The sequence below is a fragment of the Kaustia mangrovi genome, from assembly GCF_015482775.1.
Classification (GTDB): Bacteria; Pseudomonadota; Alphaproteobacteria; order Rhizobiales; family Im1; genus Kaustia; species Kaustia mangrovi.
The window spans coordinates 145,952-170,032 of record NZ_CP058214.1; the positions used below are offsets into that span (position 1 = coordinate 145,952).

The following is a 24,081-nucleotide window of genomic DNA, read 5'->3' on the forward strand; positions in this document are numbered from 1 at the left end:
CGGGCCGCGCTTGACGGACGGCATGCGCACCGCTATCGCGAAGGGAGCCGCCCCGCGAACGGAGCCTGCCGACGCCGATGTTTTCCTCTGTGCTGATTGCCAATAGGGGCGAGATCGCCTGCCGGATCATCCGCTCCGCGCGTGCGCTCGGCATGCGCACAATCGCCGTCTATTCGCAGGCCGATGCCGGCGCGCTCCATGTGCGGCTTGCCGACGAGGCTCACCCCATCGGTCCGCCAGAGCCCTCGGAAAGCTATTTGAACGGCGAGCGGATCATCGAAACCGCGCTGAAGGCGGGCGCGCAGTGCATCCATCCGGGTTACGGCTTCCTCGCGGAGAACGCGGGGTTCGCTGAGGCCTGCGCGAAGGCGGGGCTCGTGTTTGTCGGCCCGCCGCCGGACGCGATCCGAGCCATGGGCCTCAAGGACGCCGCCAAGGCGCTGATGGAGACGGCCGGCGTGCCGGTCGTCCCGGGCTATCACGGCGACCGGCAGGAGACGGATTTCCTGCGCGAGAAGGCCTATCAGATCGGCTATCCGGTGATCGTCAAGGCGGTCGCCGGCGGCGGCGGCAAGGGCATGCGGCGGGTGACGCGCCATCAGGACGCCGCCGACGCCATCGACGCGTGCAAGCGCGAGGCGAAGGCCGCCTTCGGCGACGACCGGATGCTGGTTGAGAAATACGTCTCCAGCCCCCGCCATATCGAGATGCAGGTCTTCGCCGACGCGGCGGGCAACGCCGTCCATCTCTTCGAACGCGACTGCTCCATGCAGCGCCGCCACCAGAAGATCGTGGAGGAGGCGCCCGCACCGGGCTTGACGGAGGAGATGCGCGCGGCGATGGGCGAGGCGGCGGTCGCCGCGGCGAAGGCCGTCGGCTATGTCGGCGCCGGAACGGTGGAGTTCATCGCCGATGCGAGCCGTGGGCTGAGGGCGGATGCCTTCTATTTCATGGAGATGAATACGCGACTCCAGGTGGAGCATCCCGTGACGGAGATGATCACCGGTCTCGATCTGGTGGAACTTCAGTTCCGGGTCGCGGCCGGCGAGGCGCTGCCCGTCGCGCAAGGGGAGGTGGCGGCGAGTGGCCATGCCATCGAGGCGCGGCTCTATGCGGAGGACCCGGCGGGCGGTTTCCTGCCCCAGAGCGGCCGGCTGGTGCGGCTGTCCTGGCCGGAAGAGACGGAGGATCTGCGCGTCGATACGGGCGTGGAGGAGGGCGCGGTCATCAGCCCCCATTACGACCCGATGATCGCCAAGCTCATCGCCCATGGCAGCGACCGGGAGGCCGCGCGGCGGCGCCTTGTCGACGCGCTCGAGCGGACGGCGGTTCTGGGCCTGCGGACCAATCTGGGGTTCCTGTCGCGCGTTCTGTGTGCGGACGCCTTCGTCGAGGCCACCTTCGACACGGGCTTCGTCGACGGTCATGCGGCCGCGCTGGTGCCGCGGCCCGAGCGCGCGCGCACCATCGGGCTCACCGCGGCCGGCTGGCTGGAGCATCTGAGGCTCGCAGGGCTTGAGCGCGACCGCCGGCTCACCGACGAGCCGGCCTCGCCCTGGAGCACCATGACCGGCTGGACGCTCGGGCTCGCGCGCACCGACCGGCTTCATCTCACCGTCAACGGCATGCCCGCCGATATCGACCTCTCATGGACCGCCTCCGGGGAGCTTCATGTGGAAGAGGGGGAGACCGAAACCCGACTCGACGCGGCGAGGTTCGAAACCGCGTCCGACGGCACGGGCCACCTCCGGCTGCGCCTCGACGGCCACGACCTGCAGGCGGTGATGTGGCGCGACGAGGCGGCGTCCGCCGTCTATCTCGATTGCGACGGCGAGCATTTCGACATCCGCGAGCAGGCGCTCAGGGGCCCCGACGAGGTCGCGGGCGGCGGAACCATCGTGCGCGCGCCCATGTCGGGCCGCATCGTCAGCCTGCTGGTGGCCGAGGGCGACCGCGTGGCGGCGGGCGACAGGCTCGCGATCCTCGAGGCGATGAAGATGGAGCACCCCCTCGTCGCCGGCGCCGATGCGGTGGTGACGTCGTTCGGCGCGGGAGAGGGCGATCAGGTCTCGGAAGGCGATATTATCGTATCTCTGGAACCGGTTGACGGTGAAAGCTGAAGGATAGGTTCAGTCGTCGGTCCGGTCGGCCTCCGCCCGCGAGAGGGCGTCCGCGATGACCTCCGGCGGCTGCGCGCCCATCACCGCATAGCGCCCCGCGACGATGAAGCAGGGTACGCCCGTCACGCCCATGCGCTGGGCGAGCGAGATCTCCTCGCGCACGGCGTCCTTGTCGGCGTCCGAGGCGAGTAGCTTAGAGACCCTGTCCGCATCGAGCCCGCAATCGCGTGCCGCCTGGGCGAGAACCGCCGGGTCGGAGAGATTGGCCCCCTCCAGGAAATAGAGCGAGAAGAGCCGCTCCACCACCGCGTCCTGCCGGCCGTCCTCGCCGGCCCAGCGGATCACGCGATGGGCGTTTAGCGTGTTGGGCGACCGCTCGATCCTGTCGAACGCGAAGGCGATGCCTTCCTCCGCGCCCGCCTCGCGAACCCGGTCATAGACGCTGTCGGCCCGGTCGGCGCCGAATTTGCGCTCCAGATAGTCCCGCCGGTCCATGCCGCCCTCGGGGATGGTCGCGTCGAGCTGGAAGGGACGCCAGTGCACCTCGACCGCCGGCGCGCCGGGATCCCGGCCGGCGAGCGCCGTTTCCAGCCGCCGCTTGCCGATGAAGCACCACGGGCACATCACGTCGGAGACGACGTCGAGAGTGAGGGCGGTGTCCGAATCTGTCATGGGTGGCCTCCCTGGCGGACGATCCGCCTCATGCGTCCTCGCGGGACGGGACAAGGCGCTGAAGGTCCTTGCGTCTGATCTTGCCGTTCGGATTGCGCGGCAGGGCCTTGACCGCGAAGACCGCGCGTGGGGTCTTGTAGGCCGCCAGATGCTCCGCGGCGAAGGCCATGAGGTCCTCCGGGTCGAAGCGGTCCGTGCGCGCCACCACGAAGGCGGCGACGATGGACAGGCCGGCCCGCGGACTCACCTCGCCGACCGCCACTTCCGCGACGTCGCGGTGGCGTTCCAGAACGCTTTCGACCTCGAGCGGCGAGACGCGGTAGCCGAAGGCGTTCATGAGGTCGTCATTGCGGCCTTCGAACCACAGATAACCATCCTCGTCGAAATGCGCGACATCGCCGCCGACGAACCAGTTTCCGCGATAGACGAGGGCTTCCTCGTCCGGCCGGTTCCAGTAGCCGAGCATGAGGCCCGGATCGGAGCGGTGGACGGCGATCAGGCCCGCCTCGCCCGGCGGCAGCGGATCCTCGCCGCCCTCGACGGGCAGGATGGCGACCGCGCGCCCGGGCTGCGGTTTGCCCGGCGCGCCGGGCTTCACCGGCACGGAAGGTGCGCTGGAGATATAGGTGGAGATCTCGCTCATGCCGAGCGCCTCGTAGAGCATTCGGCCGGTGGTTTCGTGCCAGTGCTCGAGAAGCGTCGCGGGAAGCGCCTCTCCGGCGGTGAGCGCATGGCGCAGCGGGGCGAGGGCGGCCGGCGTGAGGTCGCAATATTTCAGCATCTGGCGGTAGAGCGTCGGCACGGCGGCCATGATGGTCGCGCCGAAGCGGGCGACGATGCGCGGCCAGACCGCGATGTCGCGCTCGCCCGTATAGACGATCGCGGTGAGCCCGTTCGCCCAGGGGTCGAACAGGCCGACACCCAGCGTGTAGGTCCAGTTGAAGGCGCCGGCATGGAGCATGACGTCGCCGTCTTCGAAACCTTCCCAGCCCCGATACATGGGCCGCCGGCCCCAGACGGCGCGCTGGGCATGGAGCACGCCCTTGGGCGCGCCGAGCGTGCCGGAGGTGTAGATCAGGAACGCGGGATCGTCGGCGGCGGTGTCGGCATAGTCCACCGGCTCGCAGCGTGCGAGCGCGGCGATCCCTTGCGGATCGATCAGCCGCACGTCCGACGGCAGGTCCGGCAGGGCGAGCGAACCGTCCCAGGCGATGGCCGATGCCCCGGAATCCGCGATGAGCCGGGAAACCTCCTCCGCCGACAGCATGGCGGAGGCCGGAATGGGCACGAGGCCCGCCGCATTGGCCGCGAAGAAGAGGAAGGCGTAGTCGGCGCTGTTGCCCATGCGGATGAACAGCCGCTCGCCCGGCGCGAGCCCGGCCCCCGCGAGCCCCGCCGCCATGCGCCGGATGCGCTCGTCGATGGCGGCGAACGTCCAGCGCTCGACATCCTCGCTTGTCTCGTCGATGCGGTTGACGACGATGAGCGCCGTCCGGTCGCCATGGGCGCGCGCCTGGCGGTCGAGACAATAGCGGGCAAGGTTGAAGCGTGCGGGCGGAAGGTCCGCCATGTATCCGGTCATGATCCCACTCTAGAGCGTGTCGTGCCCGAGCGGAACCACCGAAACCCCCGGTCTGCGCCGCTATTTGAGGGGTTAGCGGGACCCGTCCTCCGTGCCGATCCACCAGGTGTCGAGCTGGTAGCCGTAGAGCGGCGTCGTGTCGGGATGGGCGAGGCGCTTGCGGCGCGCGACCCATTGGGCCGGGGCATGGAACAAAGGTACGGCATAGAAGCCGGCGCGCAGCACGCGGTCGAGCGCCCTGGTTGCGGTGACGAGCTCCCCGCGCGTGCGGGCGGCCAGGATGGCGCCGATCATGGCGTCGATGGCCGGCTCGTCGGCGCCCATATAGTTGCGCGTACCGGGCGTGTCGCGCCCCGCCGACCCCCAGTAGAACGCCTGCTCGTTGCCGGGCGAGAGCGAGTTGTACCACCGGTTGGGCACCATGTCGTAGTCATAGGCGTCGAGCCGGCTCTGAAACTGGCTCGAATCGGCCTGCCGGATCGTGGCCTCGATGCCGATGCGCCGGAGCATGCGGGCATAGGTGAGGGCGAGCCGCTCCTGCTCGTGCGTGAGGGTGAGGATCCCGAAGCGGAACGGGGCGCCCGTCTCCGCGTTCGTCAACCGGCCGTCGCGAACCGTCCAGCCGGCCTCGGCGAGCAGCGACAGCGCCGCCTTGCGGGCCTTGCGGTCGCGGCCGGAAGCGGCGCCTTCCGGCAGCCTGTAGCGGCCCGACAGGAAGGCGTCCGGAACGGCATCGGGAAAGGGCTGGAGAAGCGTGCGCTCGGCCTCGCTCGCGGGGCGCGCGAAGGAGGAGAGCTCCGAGCCCGGGAAATAGCTTTCCGTGCGCTCGTAGAGCCCGTGATAGAGCGTCGCATTGAGCCAGGTGAAGTCGAGAAGGCCGACCAGTGCCTCGCGCACGCGCACATCGGCGAAGAGCGCCCGGCGCGTATTGAAGACGAGACCGTAGAACGGGGCGGGCAGGCCGGTCCGGAATGTCTCGCGCACCACCTCGCCGCTGCGCACGGCGGGGAAGTCGTAACCGGTCGCCCAGCGGGTCGGATCGGTTTCCTCGCGAATGTCGTAGAGGCCTTTCTTGAAGGCCTCGAAGTCGGTCGCGCTGTCGCGGAAATAGCTGTAGCGGATTTCCGCGAAATTGTAGCGCCCGCGATTGACGGGCAAGTCGCGGCCCCAATAGTCGGGATCGCGGCGATAGGTGAGGGCAGAGCCCGCCTCCACATCGGCCACCACATAGGGCCCGCTGCCCACCGGCGGCTCGAGGCTCGTCAACGCGAGCCGGCCATCGTCGTAGCGGTGGCGCGGCAGGATCGGCATGAGGCCCAGTATGAGCGGCAGCTCGCGATCCTCCCCGTCCTGGAAGACGAAGGTCACGCGCCGCCCGCCCGGGCGCTCTATGCGCACCACCTTCCCGTAATACTGGCGGAGGTTCGGCTGACCGTGCTCGCGCAGCGCCTTCAGCGAGAACACCACATCGTCGACAGTCACCGGCGTGCCGTCGGAGAAGCGTGCCTTCGGGTTCAGCGTGAAGGTCGCGCGCGAGCGGTCGTCCGGCACGTCGATGCTCTGCGCGATCAGCCCGTAGAGCGTGAAGGGCTCGTCGCGGCTGCGCGTCATGAGGCTCTCGAAGACGTAGCTGCGCAGGTCGCGCGCCGGCACGCCGCGAACGATGAACGGGTTCAGGCTGTCGAAGCTGCCGGTGACGGCGAGCCGCAGCGTGCCGCCCCGAGGCGCGTCCGGGTTCACATAGTCGAAGTGGGAGAAACCCGGCCCGTATTTCGGGGTGCCGTGCATGGCGATGGCATGGCGCGGCTCGGCCTGTGCGGCGGGCTGGGGTGCCAGGGCCGCGGCCGCCACTGCGAGCGCCGCCATGGCGGCGAGGCGCATGTGGCGAAGCGTGGCGGCAGTCTTGGCCATGGGATATCCGGGCCCGTCAGAGCTGCTCCAGAGTGCTTTCAGGAAAAGTGGAGACCACTTTTCCGGTTCGAAAGCGCGGCGATACAGGGACCTGGAGAGGCATTGAGTGAACATGAGTTCACGAAATGCGCTCTAGTGTGTGTGGCGCGCGCGCAGGCGATAGGTTCCGCTGTCGTCCTCGAACCCGTCGAAGAAATCGCCGATCTGGGGATGGCGCACCGGATCGCCGGACTCGTCGGGCAGCAGGTTCTGCTCCGACACATAGGCGATGTACTCCGTCTCCTCGTTCTCCGCCAGGAGGTGATAGAAGGGCTGGTCCCTGGAGGGACGGATGTCCTCCGGGATCGACTCCCACCATTCCTCGGTGTTGGAGAAGGTGGCGTCGACATCGAAGATCACGCCGCGAAACGGAAAATGCCGGTGCTTTACGACCTGTCCGATACGGTATTTGGCTGTTCTGTTTATGGGGGCCATGTAGAGGTCAAACATTGCGGGTCGGGTTCGTTACAGGACGCCTGCCGGATATGGCGGTCATGAGGCGAGCCCGTAGGCTTCGGCAAGGCCCGGATCCTTGGCGGCGACCTGGCGGGCCAGATCGACGATCACGCGGGCCTGCTTCCAGGTCGCGTCGTCCTGCATCTTGCCGTCGAGCATCACCGCGCCGGTGCCGTCGGGCATGGCCTCGATGATGCGGGCGGCGAAGCGGACCTCTTCCGGGTCCGGGCTGAAGACGCGCTTGGCGATGTCGATCTGATTGGGATGCAGCGACCAGGCGCCGACGCAGCCCATCAGGAAGGCGTTGCGGAACTGCGTCTCGCAGGCCTCCGGGTCGGAGAAATCGCCGAACGGGCCGTAGAACGGCTTGATGCCGTTGGCCGCGCAGGCATCGACCATGCGCGCGATGGTGTAGTGCCACAGATCCTGCTGGGCGAAGGCGCGCGGGGCGTCCGCCTCGTCCGACGGGTCGGCAAGCACGCCATAGGCGGGGTGGCCGCCGCCGACGCGGGTCGTCTTCATGCGCCGGGAGGCCGCGAGGTCGGCGGGGCCGAGGCTCATGCCGTGCATGCGCGGGCTGGCGCTCGCAATGGCGCCGACATTGTTGACCCCCTCCGCCGTCTCCAGGATGGCGTGGATCATGATCGGCCGCGAGATGCCGTGGCGTGCCTCGAGCTGGGCGAGCAGCTGGTCGAGATAGTGGATGTCCCACGGACCCTCGACCTTGGGCAGCATGATCACGTCGAGCTTGTCGCCGATCTCGCCGACGAGCCCGGTAATGTCGTCGAGCACCCAGGGGCTGTTCAGGCAGTTGATGCGCGCCCACAGCCCGGTGCCGCCGAAATCGTTGGCACGGCCCATCTCGATCAGCCCGCGGCGGGCCTCGTCCTTGGCGTCCGCCGGGATCGCGTCCTCCAGATTGCCGAGCACCACGTCGACGCGGGAAATGAGGTCCGGGACCTTGGCGCGCACCTTCTCCAGATGCGGCGGCACGAAGTGGATCATGCGCTCGAGCGTCACCGGCGGCTCGGAAAAGGGCGCGGGCGCGCCGATGGCGAGCGGCTTGTAATAGCGCGAGGGAAGCTTCATCACTGGCCAGCAGTCCTCGTTTCGGGTTCGGGACAGGGCAATAGGCCAGCTCGGCGCGACACGCAAGAGGCGAGGCGTGAGAAACCGCCTTTGTTGACGTGGCGGCCCCCCGGCGTTACGAGCAGCCACGACGCCAATTCGTCATGGGGAATATCGGGGCCGTCCGTGGGCGCGATCATCAATCTCGCATTGCCGTTCTTCGGGCTCATCCTGCTCGGCTACATCGCCGCGCGGATGCTCGATATCGAGGAGAAGGGGCTCGCCTGGCTCAATGCGCTGGTCGTCTATCTGTGCGTGCCGGCGCTGATCTTCCAGACGGTGGCCAACGCGCCCTTCGAGAAGCTCGCCAACTGGCAGTTCATCCTGGCGACGACCCTGTCGACCTATCTCGTCTATCTCACCGCCTTCGCGGTCGCCGTCTATGTTCTCGGCCAGGAGATCTCGCGCGGGGCCATACAGGGGGCGGCGGCAAGCTACGGCAATGTGGGCTATATTGGCCTGCCGCTCTGCGTGACGGCCTTCGGGCCGGAGGCGACGGTGCCGGCCGCGCTCATCTTCTGCTTCGACAGCATCCTCCAGTTCACCGCGACACCGCTCATCGTTGCCTTCGGGGTGCGCCAGCAGAACCAGGACGTGACCATGCGGCAGGTGGGCCGGCAGATCGTGCGCACGATCTTCACCCACCCCTTCATCGTCGCCACGCTGGCCGGCATCCTGGCATCCGCCCTGTCGCTCGACCTGCCGGGGGCCATCGACAATCTTCTGGAGATGCTGGTCGGCGGCGCGGCGCCGGCGGCGCTCTTCGCGCTCGGCGTCACCCTCGCGCTGAGGCGCTTCACGGCGATCGGCCGGGAGTTCCCGGTTCTCGTGATCCTGAAGACGATTGTCCATCCCGTGCTCGTCTTCATCCTGGTCGGCGCCATCGCGTCGGTCGACGTGATCTGGCTCCATGTGGCGCTCCTCATGGCGGCCCTGCCGACGGCGGCGAATGTGTTCGTGCTCGCGACCCAGTTCCGCAGCTATGTGGAAGGGGCGTCCAGCACGATCCTCGTGACAACAATCGTCGCGGCAGGCACGATCCCCGCATTGCTCTACTTGATGGAGAGCAATCTGCTGCCGTAATTGTCCGGCTGTCTTGCCGGCGGGCAGGTCCCGCATATTCGAGAAAAGCGACACATCATGAGTTCACAGCGCGTACAGCCCCTGACCGGTTTCCGGGTGCTCGACTTCACGACCCTCCTGCCGGGCCCCATGGCCGGCCTCATGCTTGCGGAGGCGGGGGCGGACGTGGTGAAGATCGAACGGCCGGGCACGGGCGAGGAGATGCGCCACTACGCGCCGCGCTGGGGCCGCGAGTCGATCAGCTTCGCCATGCTGAACCGGGGCAAGAAGAGCCTCGCCATCGACCTGAAGGACCGCCAGGCGCTCTCGCTTCTCGAACCTCTGATCGCGGAAGCCGATATCCTGATCGAGCAGTTCCGCCCCGGCGTCATGGAGCGGCTGGGCCTCGGCTACGGCGCGGTGGCTCGCCTCAATCCGCGCATCGTCTATTGCTCGATCACGGGCTACGGCCAGGAGGGGCCGAAGGCCGACGCTGCGGGCCACGATCTCAACTATATCGGCGATGCGGGGCTTCTGGGGCTCGGCATGGGGCCGGCGGAGGCGCCCGTCGTGCCGCCGGTGCTCGCCGCCGACCTCGCGGGCGGCAGCTATCCCGCGGTCGTCAATATCCTGCTGGCGCTCTTCCAGCGCGAACGCACCGGTCACGGCACCCATCTCGACATCGCCATGACCGACAATCTCTTCATGCTGATGAGCTGGGCGCTGGGCGAAGGCGCGGCGACCGGCCACTGGCCGGGCAATGGCGACAGCCTCCTGACCGGCGGTTCGCCGCGCTACCAGATCTATCCGACTGCCGACGGCCGCTTCGTGGCCGCCGCGCCGCTCGAACAGAAGTTCTGGGACGCCTTCTGCCGCCTGATCGAGCTGCCGGACCCCCTGTGCGACGACAGCCGCGATCCGCAGGCCACCATCGCGGCGGTGCGCGGGATCGTCGCCGGGCGCGATGCGGCCCACTGGCGGCGCGTCTTCTATCAGGAGGATTGCTGCTGCTCTATCGTGGCGACGCTGGAGGAGGCGGTGCGCGACGGCCACTTCCGCGCCCGCGGCCTGTTCTCCCACATGCTGGAGAACGAGGAGGGCGAGCATGTCCCGGCCCTTCCGGTCTCCATCGCCCCGCAGTTCCGCGACGATCCGGCGCGGCCCAAATCGGCGCCGTCGCTCGGCGGGCACAATGACGAGTTCCTGAAATAGCAAATCCCGGTCTCGAGGCCGGCCATCTCTGGTGCAGATTGCGGTTAAGTTGAATCGGCATTTCTTCCCGCTCATCCCGGCGAAAGCCGGGATCTCCTGCAACACGCCTGAGATCCCGGCTTTCGCCGGGATGAGCGGTCTGTTTCAACCTGACCGCAATCTGTCCTAAATCCCGCGCGCCTTGAACGTCTCGAGCCAGGCGAAATCGCCGCGTTCGGGGCGGTATTCGGCACCGAACCAGCCTTCGTATCCCAGATCCCGGATCGCCGGCAGGAGCCAGCCATAGTCGACCTCGCCGGCATCGGGCTCGGTGCGGTCGGGAACGGCGGCGAACTGGATATGGCCGATATGGGGCAGGAGAGCACGGATCGTGGAGACTAGATCGCCCTGCATGATCTGCATGTGATAGCAGTCGAACATGATGCGGAGGCGATCCGAGCCGACCGCCTCGATGAGCGTCATGGCGAGATCGGTATGGGCGAGGACGTAGCCCGGCGTGTCGCGCCGGTTCAACGGCTCGATGAGGAGGTCGACGCCGGCCTCCTCGGCGCGCCGGGCGGCATGGGCGAGATTGCCGACGAAGGTGTCGAAGGCGGCCGCGTCGTCGGTGATCCCGGCCATGACGTGAACGTTGCGGCAGCCGATCTCCTGCGCGTAGCCGATGGCCTGGTCGATGGCGGCGCGCGCATCCGCCTCCCGGCCGGGCAGGGCGGAGAGCCCGACCTCGCCCTCGCGGTGGCCGCGAATGGTGTTGAGCCCCAGCATGGCAAGACCCGTCTCGGCGAGGGCGGCCCGGATCGCCGCCGGGTCCTCCTCATAGGGCCAGTGGCACTCCACCGCGTCGAAGCCCGTCGCCTTCGCCGCACGGATGGCGTCCGGCAGGCCGTGCTCGCGGAACAGGAAGCCGAGATTGGCCGAAATCCGCATCAGTCCTCCCATTCGATGTCGAAATGCGCGACGAGGTCCTTCACCTGTGCATCGTCGAGGATCCGGGGCGCGAGCGTGCGGGTGAGGAGAGTGAGCTTCGCCACTTCCTCCAGCTCCTCCATGGCATAGATCGCGGCCTCCAGATCCTTGGCCGCGACGACGGGCCCGTGATTGGCGAGCAGGACGGCGGAACGCTTGGCCGCGAGGCCGCGCACCGCATGGCCCATCTCCGGATCGCCGGGGCGGAAATAGGGCAGGAGGGCCACCTTGCCGAGCCGCATGACCGAATAGGCCGTCAGCGGCGCGAACACGCAATTGGGGTCGATGTCGGGCAGCATGGAGACGGCGACGGAATGGGTGGAATGCAGGTGGACGACCGCGCCTGTCCGACCCCCGCGCTTGGCGTAGAAGGCCTCGTGAAGCGGCATTTCCTTGGTCGGCCTGTCGCCCTCGATGTGCCGGCCCGAGGCATCGAAGCGGGAAAGCCGCGCCGGGTCGAGCGCGCCGAGCGAGGAGCCCGTCGGCGTGACGAGGAGGCCGCCATCGGGCAGCCTGAGCGAGATGTTGCCCGAGCTGCCATTGGTCAGCCCCCGGTCGAAGAGCGAGCGGGCGAGCCGGCACAGCTCCTCGCGGCGTTCGGTCTCCTCGCTCACGACTGTCCTCCCTGCGATTGCCCGGCCAGGATGCGGGCCGCCTTGGCGAAGAAGTCCGGTGCGCCGAAATTCCCCGATTTGAGGGCCATTGCGAGATCGCCGCCCGCCACCTTGAGCGCCGGCACGCCGGGATCGATTTCCGGGCCGATCTCGAAGGCGGGAATGGCGAGCCCCGAGACGACCGCGCCGGAGGTCTCGCCGCCCGCGACGATCAGGCGGCGGAGGCCGGCGCCGGCCAGAAGTGTCGCGGTGCGGGCGAAGAAGGCCTCGATGGCGGCCGCCGTGTGCTCCCGGCCATACTCCTCCTGGGCGCGGGCGACTTCCTGCGGGTCGGCGGAGGAATAGACGAGCGGAACGGTGTCCTCCGCGCGGTGGTCGAGGATCCAGGCGGCGGCATCCTCCGCCGCGAGGCTGCCGGAGAGGATGTCGCGCGCGGCCGCCTCCATCGCCGGATGGTCGCGCGCATGGACGGCGATCTGCTCGCGGCTGGCCTTCGAGCACGAGCCGCACAGCGCGGCGACGGTGCCCGCTGCGCCGGACCAGTCTTGCCCGCCCTCCCGCAGCAGCCCGTCCTCGCGGAAGTTGCGGGGCAGGCCGAGCGCGATGCCCGAACCGCCGCTCAGGAGCGCGTCGCCGCGCAGCGCCCGGCCGGTCTCCATGAGATCGCCGTCGGTCACCGCGTCGGTGACGATGTGGCGCGCGCCCGCCGCCGTCTCCCGGTCGAGCGCGGCGGCGATGGCGTCCGCGCCCTCCACGATATCGCCATAGGCGACATGGCCGACGGGCAGGCGCGACTGGCGCGCGAGCCAGCGCCTGATGTCGGGATCGGTCATCGGGGTGAGCGGATGCGCCTCCATGCCGGATTCGCTCAGCAAGCGGTCGAAGACGAAGAGATGGCCCTGATAGACCGACCGCCCGGTCGCCGGGAAGGCCGGGCAGACGACCGCCCGGGGTGCGTCGAGAGCCTCCGACAGGGCATCGAGCACGGGGCCGATATTGCCCTCGGGCGTCGAATCGAAGGTCGAGCAGTATTTGAAGAGATATTGCCGGCAGCCCTGCGCCCTCAGCCACCGGAGCGCGGCGAGCGACTGGTCCACGGCGTCGGCTGCCGGGATCGTGCGCGATTTCAGCGCGACGACGCCGGCCTCCACATGGGGCTCCGCGGGGGTGTCCGGGATGCCGTTATATTGTGTGACCCGCATGCCGCCTTTGGCGAGCATGTTGGCGAGGTCGGACGAGCCTGTGAAATCGTCCCCGATACAGCCGAGCAGCATTGCGGTTGCGGTCTCCCGTCGAAGGCCAGAACGCGGGATGCTAGAGCATGAGGCGGAGAGTTGAAAACCGCCCTTCGGAAAAACATCCGCGCCCGGCCGGGGTTCGGAGTGGTCAGCCGCGCATGGCCTTCGGCATGTCCGCGGTGGGGCCCAGCCCCTCGCGCATGACGAGCCGGCGCAGGGGCCCGAGCGAGGACAGCGCGAAGACACCCGCCGCCCGCATGGCATGGGCGGGCATGAAGCCCGACAGAAGCGTCCTGTTCATGAGGTCGACGGTGAGCTGGCGGGGCAGCACGTCGCGCCGGCGCCGGCGGTCGAATGCGGCAAGCGTCGCCTCGCCCCCCGGATCGAGTCCCTGCTGGAGGGCGGCCTCGACGAGCTCGGCGGCGAGCGCGGCGTCGCGCAGTCCCATATTGAGCCCCTGGGCCCCGATGGGCGGGGAGACATGGGCGGCCTCGCCGACCAGCATGACGCGGGATTTCGCGAAGGCGCGCGCGACGACGGTGGTGGCCGGGAAGGCGCGGCGCGGGCCGACCTGCGAGACCGCGCCGAGATCGCCGCCAAGCGCGCGGGCGAGCGTGCGCGCGAAGGCCGTGGGCGAGAGCGCCATCAGCCGCTCCACCTCCTGCGGCGGCTCCATCCAGACGAGACTCGACCAGTTGCCGGGCAGAGGCACGGTGGTGAGTGGCCCGCCCGGCCGGTGGTGCTCGGTGGAGACGTCGTCATGGGGCAGCTCGTGGGCGAAGCTCGTGGCGATGGCCGCCTGGTCGTAGGCCCAGCTCAGCGTCTTGATACCGGCGGCGGAACGGCAGGTGGACTGGCGGCCGTCCGCGGCGACGACGAGGCCGGCGGAGCAGGACACTCCGTCGCGCGTGCTGAGCGTGACGGCCGCAGTTCCCGTCTCCAGCGCCGCGACGGGGGCGGAGGAGGGGATGGCGACCGTGCCAAGCCCGATCATCCGGTCGGCGAGCGCCGTCACCAGCGGTTCGTTCGGGATGTTCCAGCCGAAGGGCTCTTCGCCGAGCTCATGGGCATCGAAGGTGATGGGGGAGGCGGTGACGAATCGGTTCGTCTCGTCGAGGAGCCGCAGCCGCCACAGGGGGCGGAGACGGACTGAAGGGGCGCCGGCCACAGCTCCAGCGTCTCCAGAAGGCGCAAGGTGGGGCGCATGAGCGCCGTCGTGCGCGGATCGCTGCCGGGGCGGCGGTCCTCCGGGCTCAGCGAATGGCCGGGAAACAGGGCGGTGCGGGCGCCTGCGCGCGCGATGAGGCAGGCCGCCGCGAGCCCGGCGGGTCCGCCGCCGACAATGGCGACATCGTAGTGGTCGGTTGGGTGCGACACGGGCGGCGGGCCTCCCTAGCTCCGTATTCCTGATCCGCGCCCAGAAGAGCGCGAACCGCGCCGTTCCGCAAGGCCGCGCAATGCCGCAACAGGCGATGCCGCGCGATGCAAAATAGGCTAGGGTCCGGACCGGGAATGGATGCCGGACGGCCGGGGATTGGAGCGGCGATGAGCCTGGAGAATGGATTGCGCCGGATCGTGTGGCGCCCGCAATTTGCGGTGTGGGGCGCGGTCGGCCTGCTTGCGGGTGCGGCCTGGGTCTACCTGGCGTTCGCCGCCGCGGCGCTCGATCCGGCGTTCATGGGTGGAGCGGCCTCGCTGTTTCCCGACTGGACGGCGATGGTCGCCGCGCTGTGCCGGGTCGATCCGGCGGCGGGGGTTGCCGGGGCGGCGGCCACGGGCTTCGTCATGTGGGCCGCGATGTGCCTTGCGATGATGCTGCCGGCGGCCGCGCCCATGATGGCGAGCTATCTCGATATCGCGGAGGCGGCGCGGGCGAAGGGCATGCGCGTCGCCCCGCCGGCGGTGCTGCTCGCCGGCTATCTTGCGGCTTGGTTCGCCTTCGCGGCGGTGTGTGCCGTGCTCCAGGCGGTCCTTGCCGCGCGCCTGATGCTGACGCCCGACATCCGGCTCGCGGCTCCGCAGATCGCCGGCGGCCTTCTGATGCTCGCCGGGCTTTACCAGTTCACGCCGCTCAAATCGGCCTGTCTCGTCAAGTGCCGCCGGCCCATGACGGTCTTCATGGGCGGATGGCGCGACGATGCGGGCGGCATCTTCAAACTCGGGCTCGCGCAAGGGGCCTATTGCGTCGGATGCTGCTGGGCGCTGATGCTCGCCATGTTCGCCGTCGGCCTCATGAATCTCGCCTGGATGGCAGCGTTTGCCGCCATTATGGTTCTGGAGAAGACGCTCGGCGATCCGCGCTACCTGAAATGGGGCGTCGGGGCCTGCCTGGTCGCGACGGGCGCGGCGGCGATCCTCGCATGAACGACAGATAATCGCGTGAAGGGAGAAAACGGGACATGGCGGATATCGAACCGTGGACGCTCAGGGGAGAGCTGATGCTGAGCTGCAATTGCACGGTGTTCTGCCCGTGCGTCGTCTCGCTCGGCCAGCACCCGCCGACCGAGGGCCATTGCCAGGGTTGGGCGGGCATCCGGATCGACGAGGGGGCTTACGGGGAAACGGGCCTCGCCGGCCTCAATATCGGCCTCCTGCTCGACATTCCCGGTCGCATGAGCCGCGGCAACTGGACCGCCGGCGTCTATGTGGACGAGCGCGCGAGCGACGATCAGCTCGCGGGCCTCACGCGGATCTTCTCCGGCCAGGCGCGGGGCACGACCCATCTCCTGTCCATCCTCGTCGGCGACTTCCTGGGCGTCCATAAGGCGCCGATCGACTACGAGGTCGACGGCGAGACGCGCCGGTTCACGATCCCGAAGATCATCGACGGCGAGATCGCGCCGGTTGCCGGCGCCGACCCCGACGGCGGCACGCGCATCGTCAACAGCCAGTACTGGATCGCGCCGGAGATCGTGGTGAGCCAGGCGACCCGGAGCCGCGTGCGCGCCTTCGGCCGCAACTGGGACTTCGCCGGCCGCAGCGCCGAGCTCTGCCGGCTCGACTGGGCGGGCCCGTGAGGCGCGCCGTTTCCGGCCCCTACTGAGTGGCGTCCTCCCGGCTCGGCGGACGGGCGAATTCCGGCGCGAGATCGGCCGACGGGTCGCGGTCGAAGAAGCCCATGGGCCGGATGGTGAAGCCGAGCCAGCGCGTCGGCAGGATCGGCCAGTCCTCCGGCCGCGTCACATGGTGGAAGCCCAGCGTGTACCACGCCACGATGTCGGCATTCTCGATGGACTGCCTGTCGTCGATGAAACGCGGCAGACCCCGGTCGGCCTCGCCCATCGGGTAGTCGCCGGCGGCATAGAGCTCGTCGGGCTTGTAGCGGGTGAGCCACAATCTGGTCGAGGAGAACTGCGCCCGCTTCTGCGCGGGATCGTTGTCGGGCAGCGACGAGAGGGTGTTGCCGGTTCCCGGCTCGATCTGATAGCCGGGATGGCCCTTCAGCATGGCGGTGCGCCTGTTCGGATTGATGAGGCGCCACACCTCGCCATGGGTGTTGCGCGTCGGCACGATCCGGCCTTCCGTCCCGACCGGCTCGCTCACCAGCCGCCACAGGCTCGTGCGCAGGCTGCCGGCGGGTGCGGGCTCCGGCACGATCAGGTCGCGCACGAAGCTGTTCTGCGGGCCGTCAACATCGAGGTCGAGGCGGAAGGAGAAGAAGTGGTCGTGATAGGGCGCGACCACATAGGGCGCCACGAGCGCGCCGAACTCGGTGTCGTCGCCAGCGGTCTCCGCCTCCATGTCCGGCGAGCGCACCGTCTTCACTGCGTCGAAGCCCGTCGCGCCCACATTCACCTTGATGCTGCCGCGATTGGTGAACACCCAGTCGACGATATAGTCGTAATTGCCGATAGTGGGGATCGTGCGCACCACGAGCTCCACCTCGGGGCGCGAGGTGAGCCGCCCGCTGCCCGCGTCGTAATGGCGCCAGGCGGGATTGCCGGTATTGCGCTCGAAGATGCACAGCGCCCGGTCCGCCTTGAACATGCCGCCCTCGTCGCTCGGGAAAAGCAGCGTCACGTAATAGGCCTGATGCGGGCAGTCCGTGCCGACGCCGAGCGAGGAGATGAGATAGCCGAGACCGAATTCGCCGGCGTCGAGATAGGTGCGGAACGCCCAGGCGGGATCGGGGTCCATATAGGGGACGAACATCTCCGAGACGGCCATCTGGTAAGCGACGAGCCGCTCCTCGCCCTTGTCGCGGAACCGGGCGAGCGAGAGGATGAGGCCGGAGCGCCGGTCGGCGCGCAGATGGAACGACCAGTCCTGCCAGGAGACCTCCAGCGCGCCCTCGAGCTCGATATTCGACCCGCCGGGGGTGAGGTTCAGGACGGGCTTCATGGGCCCGCGCGCGGGGATCGCGTCGGGGCCGTAGCCCGGAGCGGTGTCGGGAACGACCACCGGCTCGGCCTCCTTCACGTCGATGACCTCGCCGGTATCGGCGTCGACGATGGCGAGAACGCCCTCGATGGGCCGGTTCTGCATGGGGTGCAGGGGAATGGTCTGGTCGAAGCAGGGCACGCGCAATATGCGCCGCTTGCCGAAGCCTTCCTCGGGGAAGTAGCCCGGCGCCATGGGCGCGCAGGACACCTTGGAGAGGTCCTCGATGCCGTGCCGGCGCATGGCCTCCTGCCAGCGCGGATCCTCCTTGGTCGCCTGGCGGGCGCGGTCCCACTCCTCCTGCATGATGGCCGGCTGGGCGCCGGGTCTGGCCTCGTGCGAGACGATGCGGCCCCCGGTGAGGTCGACGACCGCCTCGCTCGTCTCGCCGTCCTCGCGCATGACAACGAAGGCCGTGCGCGTGAAGGGCTCGCCGGGCTCCCACGCCAGAACCTCCGCCTTGGGCATCTCCTTCAGCGTGATGACGGGAAAGCGCGTGCCGTCGTCGGCAAGTCCCGCCTCGCGCAGCAGGGCGACGGTGCGGTTCACCTCGTCATAGGTGAGGGCGTCCATGGGGTGGACGGGGTCCGCCATCTGGGCGCGGGTATCGGGCACCGCCCCGGCCAGGACCAGCGCGACCGCGAGCCCGGCGATGGCGTGCCGGCAGGTGGACGATATCGGAAACATGGCAGAGCCCCCCTCATTGCGTAGCCCGCCCACAGTAAAGGCGAATGGCCGCGATTCGCAGACTTTCCAAATGGTCGCAGGCCAGGCGTGCGGCGCGCAAAGGCGCGTGCCATGAAGAAAGGGCGTCCCGGCCCATGCCGGAACGCCCCCTTGTCGCAACGGATGGCTTGTCGCCCGCGAGGGGCGGGGCGCTCAGCCCTTCGGCTCGGGAACCAGGCGCAGATAGGGCTTCAGCGTCTTCCAGCCCTCCGGATACTGCTTCTTGGCATCCTCGTCGCTCACCGCCGGAACGATGATGACGTCCTCGCCTTCCTTCCAGTTCACGGGCGTGGCGACCTTGTGCTTCGCGGTGAGCTGGATCGAGTCGAGGAGCCGCAGGACCTCCTCGAAATTGCGGCCGGTGCTCATCGGGTAGGAGATCACGGCCTTGATGGTCTTGTCCGGCCCGATGACATAGACACAGCGCACCGTCTGGTTGTCGGCGGCCGTGCGACCCTGCGACGAGGACCCGGCGGACGCGGGAAGCATGCCGTAGGCCTTGGCGACGGCGAGGTCGCTGTCGCCGATCATCGGGTAGTTCACGGCATTGCCGGTGACCTCCTGGATGTCCTTCACCCAGCGCTTGTGATCGTCGACGGGATCGATGCTCAGGCCGATGATCTTGCAGTTGCGCTTCTCGAACTCCGGCTTGTAGCCCGCCATCGAGCCGAGCTCGGTGGTGCAGACCGGCGTGAAGTCCTTCGGGTGGGAAAACAGAATGCACCAGGAATCGCCCACCCAATCGTAGAAATGGATGGTGCCTTCGGTCGTTTCCGCGGTGAAGTCCGGTGCGGTTTCGCCGATTTGCAGAGTCATGGCGGTCCTCCTGCCTGTTTGCGTTGCCTGCCTAGGGAAATGTCGATGGTCCAGAATGTATGACATCGCCGCGGGATTGCCAGCTTGGCGTCATGTCGCGGCGTTCATTTAACCGTACAAACGTATGTTTTAAAGAACAATCTGCAGTGTGGCTGGGGAAACTCCGGATTGGGGACCGGGGTTGTCCACGCCGCGCCCTGCAAACGGCTTGGCAGGCCCGCACGCTTCGCCGTACCTTTTTCAGCCCACTCACCAGGAGACAAGTGTCATGGGCCTGTTCGACTTCATCAAGGATGCCGGCAAGGCGCTCGGGATCGGCGGCGGCGACGAGGCGCCGACGGCGGAGGACGTCAAGAAGGAGCTCGAATCCCACAATCTCGGCACCGACAAGGTGACCGTCGACGTGGACGGAGACAAGGTGGTCGTCAAGGGCGATGTGGCGAGCCAGGAGGTCCTGGAGAAGGTCATCGTGGCTGTTGGCAACACGAAGGGTATTTCGAAGGTGGAAACGGCTGTTTCCGTTCCCGACGAGAAGGAGCCGCGCTTCCACACCGTGAAAAAGGGCGACACGCTGTGGGCTGTCGCCGAGGCCGCCTACGGCAAGGGCGGCGGTCCGCGCTACACCGAGATCTTCGAGGCCAACAGGCCCATGCTGTCGGACCCCGACAAGATCTATCCGGGCCAGGTGCTGCGCATTCCCTGACCGCACCCGTCCGATCGACGGGGCCGGGGGACCTTCGCGGGCTCCCGGCCTCAGCCCTTCATCCGCGCGGCTGTGGGATCGTAGAAGGGCTTGAGCTGAAGCCGGGCGGGATAGCGTTGCCAGGCGATCTCGACCTCGAAGCGGCCAGCCTCGAGGAAGCCCGGCGTCACGCCATCTTCCGCCTGCACATAGCCGAGCGCGAGCGACTTGCCGAGCCGGTGGCCCCAGGCGCCGGACGTCGTCGCCCCGACGAGCGTGCCGTCGAGCCAGATCGGCTCCTCGTGATACATGAGTGGCGCGGTCTCGCTGTCGTCCTCAAGGGCGATGGCCACCATGCGGCGCGGGCGCACATTCGCCTCGCGCTGGCGCAGGAGCGCCTCGCGGCCGGTGAAGCCGCCGGGCTTGTCCCAGGCGACCGCGAAACCGAGGCCTGCCTCGAGCGGCGTGTCCTCTTCCGCGATGTCGTGGCCCCAATGCCGGAAGCCCTTCTCCATGCGGCAGGCATTCATGGCGTGATAGCCGGCGGGTTTCAGGCCGAAGGCGTCGCCGGCCTCCACGATCGTCTCGAAGACATGGGGGGCGAATTCCGCCGGGATATAGAGCTCCCAGCCGAGCTCGCCCACATAGGTGACGCGGCTCGCGCGCACCCGGGCAAAGCCGATCTCAAGCTCGCGGGAGGTGCCGAAGGGGCAGCGCTCGTTCGACAGATCCTCGCCGGACAGTTTTTCGAGCAGGGCACGGGCGTTCGGCCCCATGAGCCCGAGCATGGGCAGGCCGGAGGTGATGTCCGTCACCGTGCACTGGCTGCCGTCGGGAATGTGGCGCCTGAGCCATGCGAGATCGCGCATGTGGCCCGCCGCGGCGGTGACCACCAGGAACTCGGTCTCAGACAGGCGGGTGACGGTGAGGTCGGCCTCGATCCCGCCGCGCTCGTTGAGCCACTGGGTATAGACGACCCGGCCGGGCTCCACGTCGATCCGGTTGGCGCAGATATGGTCGAGCACGGCGCATGCGTCTCTGCCCTGGACGAGGAACTTCGCGAAGCTCGTCTGGTCGTAGAGCGCCACGGCGTCCCGCGTCGCCAGACATTCCGCCTCGCAGTCGTCGAACCAGTTCTGCCGGCCGAAGGAATAGGCGTATTCCGGCGCCGCCCCGTTGTGTGCGAACCAGTTGGGCCGCTCCCAGCCGGCGAGCTCGCCCATGCAGGCGCCCATGCCGACAAGGGCGTCGTGGAAGGGGGAGCGGCGCACGCCGCGCGCGGTCTCCACCTGCCTGTAGGGCCAGTGCATGGCATAGAGCAGGCCGAGCGTCTCCGTGGTGCGCTCGCGCAGATAGGCGCGGTTGGACTGGAAAGGGTGGACGCGCCGCACGTCGACGTCCGAGAGATCGACCGGGGCGTGCCCGTCATGGATCCAGTCGGCGAGCACCTTGCCCGCACCGCCGGAGGACTGGATGCCGATGGAGTTGAAGCCGCAGGCCACGAACAGGTCGCGGACCTCCGGTGTCTCGCCCAGCAGGTACCGGTCGTCGGGCGTGAAGCTCTCCGGGCCGTTGAAGAACAGCGAGATGCCCGCGGTCTCCAGCATCGGCATGCGCGCGACGGCAAGCTCCAGGACCGGCTCGAAATGATCGAAATCGGCGGGCAGCGTCTCGAAGGCGTGGTCTTCCGCGATACCGTCCATGCCCCAGGGCTTGGCCTCGGGCTCGAAGGCGCCGAGCAGGAGCTTGCCGGCATCCTCCTTGTAATAGGCGTATTCGTCGGGCACGCGCACCACCGGCATGTCGCGCGGGAGATCGGCGATGGCCTCGGTGACGATGTAGAAATGCTCCGCCGCATGGAGCGGCAGATGAACGCCGAGCGGCCTGGCGAGCTCGCGCGACCACATGCCGGCTGCAATCACCACCTTGTCGGCGCGGATCTCGCCGTCGGACGTCGCCACGCCGACCGCGCGGCCGTCCTCGGTCAGGATCTGTTCGACCTTGACCTCCTCCAGGATGCGCGCGCCCTTCTGGCGGGCACCGGCGGCGAAGGCCTGGGTGGTGTCGATGGGGTTGGTCTGGCCGTCGCCCGGCAGGAACACGCCGCCCACCACGCCGTCGCAATTGAGGTGGGGCACGCGCTCGGCGATCTCGCCGGCAGACAGCACCTCTACTTCGAGCCCGAAGCTGCGGCCCATGGAGGCGCCGCGCTTGAACTCCTCGAACCGCCCCTCATTGAGGGCGACGCCGTAGGAACCGTGCTGCTTGAAGCCCGTGGCGTGACCCGTCTCCTCCTCCAGCGTGCGGAAGAGCTCGCTGGTATATTTGGCAAGCTCGGTCAGGTTGCGGGTGGCGCGGAGCTGGCCGACGAGGCCGGCGGCATGCCATGTCGTGCCGCAGGTGAGCTGCTTGCGCTCCAGCACGACCACATTCGTGATGCCGCGCCGCGTCAGGTGATAGGCGATGGAACATCCGACGATGCCTCCGCCCACGATCACCACATCGGCACGCTCCGGCAACGGCTTCGTCATGGATGGCTCCTCCCTGTACCCCCGTATCGGACCGCATCGGCCCGGTCGCCTCGACGCCATCCACACCCGGCACGCATGATCTCATGCGCAGTCGGGTGGCGAGTGCCGCGTCAGGCAACGGGAAGGACGCTAGCAAAGAGCGCGGGTCTTGGGCAGCAAAGAATTGGGCCGCGAAGAAATTGCGCACGGTGCGGAATTCGTCGCGCGGAATGAAAATTTCGTCGTGGCGGGGCTGGCCTGAAGCCGCCGTTTGTTATACAGGTTCGACCGTTCGATCATCAGAACGGGCAGGGAGTCATGACCAGCGGATCTTACAAGGGCGATGTCAGCCCGCGCGAAGCCTTCGAGCGGCTGCAGGAGAACGATCGCAGCGTGCTGATCGATGTGCGCACGGATGCGGAATGGGCGTTTGTCGGCGTGCCGGCCGTGGAGCGCATGGCCCGGATCCCGTGGCAGGTCTTCCCGACCATGGAGCGCAATGAGGGCTTCGTCGACCAGGTCCGTGCCGCCGGCGTGCCGGAGGACGCGGAGGTCTTCCTCCTGTGCCGCTCCGGCGGGCGTTCGGCAGCGGCCGCGGCGGCCCTGACGGCGGCGGGTTTCGAGAACTGCTTCAATGTCGCCGGCGGCTTCGAGGGCGATCGCGACCAGCACGGCCACCGCAACACCGTGGGCGGCTGGCGCCATGACGGGCTGCCCTGGGTGCAGGGCTGAGGACGGGGCGGCGCACATCATGACGAAGGATGACTGTTCGCGCTGGGGCGAGGCGACGCGTCTGGTGCGCGGTGGGCTCGACCGCAGTCCGCATGGCGAGACCTCCGAGGCGCTCTATCTCAATTCCGGCTTCGTCTACGAGGATGCCGAGACGGCGGCGGCGCGCTTTGCCGGCGAGGCGGACGGCTATGTCTATGCCCGCTACGGCAACCCCACCGTCACCATGTTCGAGGAGCGGCTGAGGCTGCTCGAGGGCTCGCAAGCCTGCTATGCGACGGCGAGCGGCATGGCCGCCGTGTTCGGCGCGCTCGCCTGCCAGCTCCGGGCGGGCGATCATGTCGTGGCCTCGCGCGCGCTCTTCGGCTCCTGCTACCAGATCGTCACGAATATCCTCCCGCGCTTCGGCGTCACCCATACGCTGGTCGACGGCAACGATCCCGATGTCTGGCGCGAGGCGATCACGGAGAATACGCGCTGCGTGTTCCTGGAGACCCCGTCCAACCCGACGCTGGAGGTGATCGATATCGCCATGGTGTCGGACATCGCGCACAAGGTGGGCGCCCGGGTGGTCGTCGACAATGTCTTCGCCACGCCGATTCTCCAGAAGCCCATGGCGCTCGGCGCCGATATCGTCGTCTATTCGGGCACCAAGCATATTGACGGGCAGGGGCGCTGCCTCGGCGGCGCGATCATGTCCACCGCGGCCTTCAAGGAGGACGAGCTCAAGCCGTTCCTGCGCCATACCGGCCCCTCGCTCAGCCCGTTCAATGCCTGGGTGCTGCTGAAGGGGCTGGAGACGCTGAAGCTGCGCGTGCGTCACCAATGCGCCTCCGCCAGGGCGGTCGCCGACGCGCTTCGGGCATTGCCCGCCGTGGAGCGCGTGATCTATCCCGAGCTCGACAGCCATCCCCAGAAGGCCCTTGCCGCCCGCCAGATGACAGCCGGCGGCACCATGGTGACCTTCGTGCTGAAGGGCGGGCGCGAAGAGGCCTTCGACGCGCTGCGCAGGCTCTCCATCGTCGACATCTCCAACAATCTGGGCGATGCGAAGTCGCTCATCACCCATCCCGCCAGCACCACCCACCGCAATATCGGCGAGGAGGCGCGCGCGGCCATGGGCATCGGCGAAGGCATGCTGCGGCTGTCGGTGGGGCTGGAGGAGACCGACGACCTGATCGGCGACCTCACCGGCGCCATCGCCGGACGGGCCTGAGGCGGGACGCGCCGTTCCGCCA

20 protein-coding genes and 1 pseudogene are annotated in these 24,081 nt (G+C 68.4%); 8 read left to right on the top strand and 13 right to left on the bottom strand.

What is annotated here, in order from left to right; genetic code table 11:
* Positions 1–77 precede the first annotated feature (77 nt).
* Complete coding sequence (locus HW532_RS00790; RefSeq protein ID WP_213162622.1) at positions 78–2,120, top strand: acetyl/propionyl/methylcrotonyl-CoA carboxylase subunit alpha; 2,043 nt, start codon at positions 78–80, stop codon at positions 2,118–2,120.
* Positions 2,121–2,129: 9 nt separating this feature from the next.
* On the opposite strand, the gene HW532_RS00795 is transcribed toward HW532_RS00790, so the two are convergent.
* The 5 genes from HW532_RS00795 to HW532_RS00815 all read right to left on the bottom strand — a co-directional run bounded on the left by HW532_RS00795 (position 2,130) and on the right by HW532_RS00815 (position 7,869).
* The gene (locus HW532_RS00795) at positions 2,130–2,792 is read right to left on the bottom strand and encodes a DsbA family oxidoreductase (protein ID WP_213162623.1); all 663 of its coding nucleotides are present in this window, start codon (positions 2,790–2,792) and stop codon (positions 2,130–2,132) included.
* A 28-nt stretch (positions 2,793–2,820) separates the two neighbouring features.
* Entirely contained in the window at positions 2,821–4,374 is a 1,554-nt protein-coding gene (locus HW532_RS00800; protein ID WP_213162624.1) for an acetate--CoA ligase, read from the bottom strand.
* Between the two features lie 72 nt (positions 4,375–4,446).
* Positions 4,447–6,285, bottom strand: coding sequence for an extracellular solute-binding protein (locus tag HW532_RS00805; RefSeq protein ID WP_213162625.1), 1,839 nt, complete (start codon positions 6,283–6,285; stop codon positions 4,447–4,449).
* Positions 6,286–6,417: 132 nt separating this feature from the next.
* Positions 6,418–6,774: a heat shock protein HspQ gene (gene hspQ, locus HW532_RS00810; protein WP_425491912.1), complete on the bottom strand. Its 357-nt coding sequence runs from the start codon at positions 6,772–6,774 to the stop codon at positions 6,418–6,420.
* Positions 6,775–6,816: 42 nt separating this feature from the next.
* On the bottom strand, positions 6,817–7,869 hold the full coding sequence (locus HW532_RS00815; protein WP_213164363.1) for an HpcH/HpaI aldolase/citrate lyase family protein: 1,053 nt from the start codon (positions 7,867–7,869) through the stop codon (positions 6,817–6,819).
* A gap of 165 nt (positions 7,870–8,034) precedes the next feature.
* Between HW532_RS00815 and HW532_RS00820 the strand changes: the two genes are divergently transcribed.
* Both HW532_RS00820 and HW532_RS00825 read left to right on the top strand, forming a co-directional pair.
* Positions 8,035–8,991: an AEC family transporter gene (locus HW532_RS00820; RefSeq protein WP_213162626.1), complete on the top strand. Its 957-nt coding sequence runs from the start codon at positions 8,035–8,037 to the stop codon at positions 8,989–8,991.
* A gap of 57 nt (positions 8,992–9,048) precedes the next feature.
* Positions 9,049–10,182 (top strand): CaiB/BaiF CoA transferase family protein, encoded by a 1,134-nt coding sequence (locus HW532_RS00825; RefSeq protein WP_213162627.1) that lies wholly within the window; start codon positions 9,049–9,051, stop codon positions 10,180–10,182.
* Positions 10,183–10,347: 165 nt separating this feature from the next.
* Here HW532_RS00825 and HW532_RS00830 read toward each other — a convergent pair whose 3' ends face one another.
* The 5 genes and pseudogenes from HW532_RS00830 to HW532_RS22490 all read right to left on the bottom strand — a co-directional run.
* Positions 10,348–11,109, bottom strand: a complete 762-nt coding sequence (locus HW532_RS00830; protein WP_343068639.1) for a hydroxypyruvate isomerase family protein — start codon at positions 11,107–11,109, stop codon at positions 10,348–10,350.
* Entirely contained in the window at positions 11,109–11,762 is a 654-nt protein-coding gene (otnC, locus tag HW532_RS00835) for a 3-oxo-tetronate 4-phosphate decarboxylase (protein ID WP_213162628.1), read from the bottom strand. Before otnC ends, HW532_RS00830 begins: the two co-directional genes overlap by 1 nt.
* Positions 11,759–13,036, bottom strand: coding sequence for a 3-oxo-tetronate kinase (otnK, locus tag HW532_RS00840; protein WP_213162629.1), 1,278 nt, complete (start codon positions 13,034–13,036; stop codon positions 11,759–11,761). The genes otnC and otnK overlap by 4 nt, the downstream gene beginning before the upstream one ends.
* Before the next feature lie 112 nt (positions 13,037–13,148).
* The gene (locus tag HW532_RS00845; protein WP_213162630.1) at positions 13,149–14,168 is read right to left on the bottom strand and encodes an FAD-dependent monooxygenase; all 1,020 of its coding nucleotides are present in this window, start codon (positions 14,166–14,168) and stop codon (positions 13,149–13,151) included.
* Positions 14,169–14,236: 68 nt separating this feature from the next.
* Positions 14,237–14,377: pseudogene (locus HW532_RS22490) on the bottom strand (FAD-dependent oxidoreductase); the annotation flags it as partial.
* A gap of 168 nt (positions 14,378–14,545) precedes the next feature.
* On the opposite strand from HW532_RS22490, the gene HW532_RS00850 reads away from it, so the two are divergent.
* Positions 14,546–15,364: a DUF2182 domain-containing protein gene (locus HW532_RS00850; RefSeq protein WP_213162631.1), complete on the top strand. Its 819-nt coding sequence runs from the start codon at positions 14,546–14,548 to the stop codon at positions 15,362–15,364.
* Positions 15,365–15,399: 35 nt separating this feature from the next.
* On the top strand, positions 15,400–16,017 hold the full coding sequence (locus tag HW532_RS00855; RefSeq protein ID WP_213162632.1) for a DUF1326 domain-containing protein: 618 nt from the start codon (positions 15,400–15,402) through the stop codon (positions 16,015–16,017).
* A gap of 19 nt (positions 16,018–16,036) precedes the next feature.
* On the opposite strand, the gene HW532_RS00860 is transcribed toward HW532_RS00855, so the two are convergent.
* Positions 16,037–18,067: a copper amine oxidase gene (locus tag HW532_RS00860; RefSeq protein WP_213162633.1), complete on the bottom strand. Its 2,031-nt coding sequence runs from the start codon at positions 18,065–18,067 to the stop codon at positions 16,037–16,039.
* 192 nt (positions 18,068–18,259) lie between these two features.
* Complete coding sequence (locus HW532_RS00865) at positions 18,260–18,922, bottom strand: peroxiredoxin (RefSeq protein ID WP_213162634.1); 663 nt, start codon at positions 18,920–18,922, stop codon at positions 18,260–18,262.
* A 268-nt stretch (positions 18,923–19,190) separates the two neighbouring features.
* On the opposite strand from HW532_RS00865, the gene lysM reads away from it, so the two are divergent.
* Entirely contained in the window at positions 19,191–19,625 is a 435-nt protein-coding gene (lysM, locus tag HW532_RS00870; protein ID WP_213162635.1) for a peptidoglycan-binding protein LysM, read from the top strand.
* Positions 19,626–19,675: 50 nt separating this feature from the next.
* On the opposite strand, the gene HW532_RS00875 is transcribed toward lysM, so the two are convergent.
* Positions 19,676–22,135 (bottom strand): GcvT family protein, encoded by a 2,460-nt coding sequence (locus HW532_RS00875; protein WP_213162636.1) that lies wholly within the window; start codon positions 22,133–22,135, stop codon positions 19,676–19,678.
* Positions 22,136–22,432: 297 nt separating this feature from the next.
* On the opposite strand from HW532_RS00875, the gene HW532_RS00880 reads away from it, so the two are divergent.
* Both HW532_RS00880 and metZ read left to right on the top strand, forming a co-directional pair.
* Positions 22,433–22,846 carry a rhodanese-like domain-containing protein gene (locus HW532_RS00880; RefSeq protein WP_213162637.1) on the top strand — a complete coding sequence of 138 codons (414 nt, stop codon included), beginning with the start codon at positions 22,433–22,435 and terminating at the stop codon, positions 22,844–22,846.
* Positions 22,847–22,865: 19 nt separating this feature from the next.
* Positions 22,866–24,059: an O-succinylhomoserine sulfhydrylase gene (metZ, locus tag HW532_RS00885; protein ID WP_213162638.1), complete on the top strand. Its 1,194-nt coding sequence runs from the start codon at positions 22,866–22,868 to the stop codon at positions 24,057–24,059.
* Positions 24,060–24,081 lie beyond the last annotated feature (22 nt).

Coding starts and splice junctions, on each gene's coding strand:
- HW532_RS00800 (WP_213162624.1), bottom strand. CDS start 4,374: ATGACCGGATACATGGCGGACCTTCCGCCCGCACGCTTCAACCTTGCC.
- otnK (WP_213162629.1), bottom strand. CDS start 13,036: ATGCTGCTCGGCTGTATCGGGGACGATTTCACAGGCTCGTCCGACCTC.
- HW532_RS00860 (WP_213162633.1), bottom strand. CDS start 18,067: ATGTTTCCGATATCGTCCACCTGCCGGCACGCCATCGCCGGGCTCGCG.
- lysM (WP_213162635.1), top strand. CDS start 19,191: ATGGGCCTGTTCGACTTCATCAAGGATGCCGGCAAGGCGCTCGGGATC.
- metZ (WP_213162638.1), top strand. CDS start 22,866: ATGACGAAGGATGACTGTTCGCGCTGGGGCGAGGCGACGCGTCTGGTG.
- hspQ (WP_425491912.1), bottom strand. CDS start 6,774: ATGTTTGACCTCTACATGGCCCCCATAAACAGAACAGCCAAATACCGT.
- HW532_RS00815 (WP_213164363.1), bottom strand. CDS start 7,869: ATGAAGCTTCCCTCGCGCTATTACAAGCCGCTCGCCATCGGCGCGCCC.
- HW532_RS00850 (WP_213162631.1), top strand. CDS start 14,546: ATGAGCCTGGAGAATGGATTGCGCCGGATCGTGTGGCGCCCGCAATTT.
- HW532_RS00825 (WP_213162627.1), top strand. CDS start 9,049: ATGAGTTCACAGCGCGTACAGCCCCTGACCGGTTTCCGGGTGCTCGAC.
- HW532_RS00855 (WP_213162632.1), top strand. CDS start 15,400: ATGGCGGATATCGAACCGTGGACGCTCAGGGGAGAGCTGATGCTGAGC.
- HW532_RS00805 (WP_213162625.1), bottom strand. CDS start 6,285: ATGGCCAAGACTGCCGCCACGCTTCGCCACATGCGCCTCGCCGCCATG.
- HW532_RS00865 (WP_213162634.1), bottom strand. CDS start 18,922: ATGACTCTGCAAATCGGCGAAACCGCACCGGACTTCACCGCGGAAACG.
- HW532_RS00880 (WP_213162637.1), top strand. CDS start 22,433: ATGACCAGCGGATCTTACAAGGGCGATGTCAGCCCGCGCGAAGCCTTC.
- HW532_RS00790 (WP_213162622.1), top strand. CDS start 78: ATGTTTTCCTCTGTGCTGATTGCCAATAGGGGCGAGATCGCCTGCCGG.
- HW532_RS00830 (WP_343068639.1), bottom strand. CDS start 11,109: ATGCGGATTTCGGCCAATCTCGGCTTCCTGTTCCGCGAGCACGGCCTG.
- HW532_RS00795 (WP_213162623.1), bottom strand. CDS start 2,792: ATGACAGATTCGGACACCGCCCTCACTCTCGACGTCGTCTCCGACGTG.
- HW532_RS00875 (WP_213162636.1), bottom strand. CDS start 22,135: ATGACGAAGCCGTTGCCGGAGCGTGCCGATGTGGTGATCGTGGGCGGA.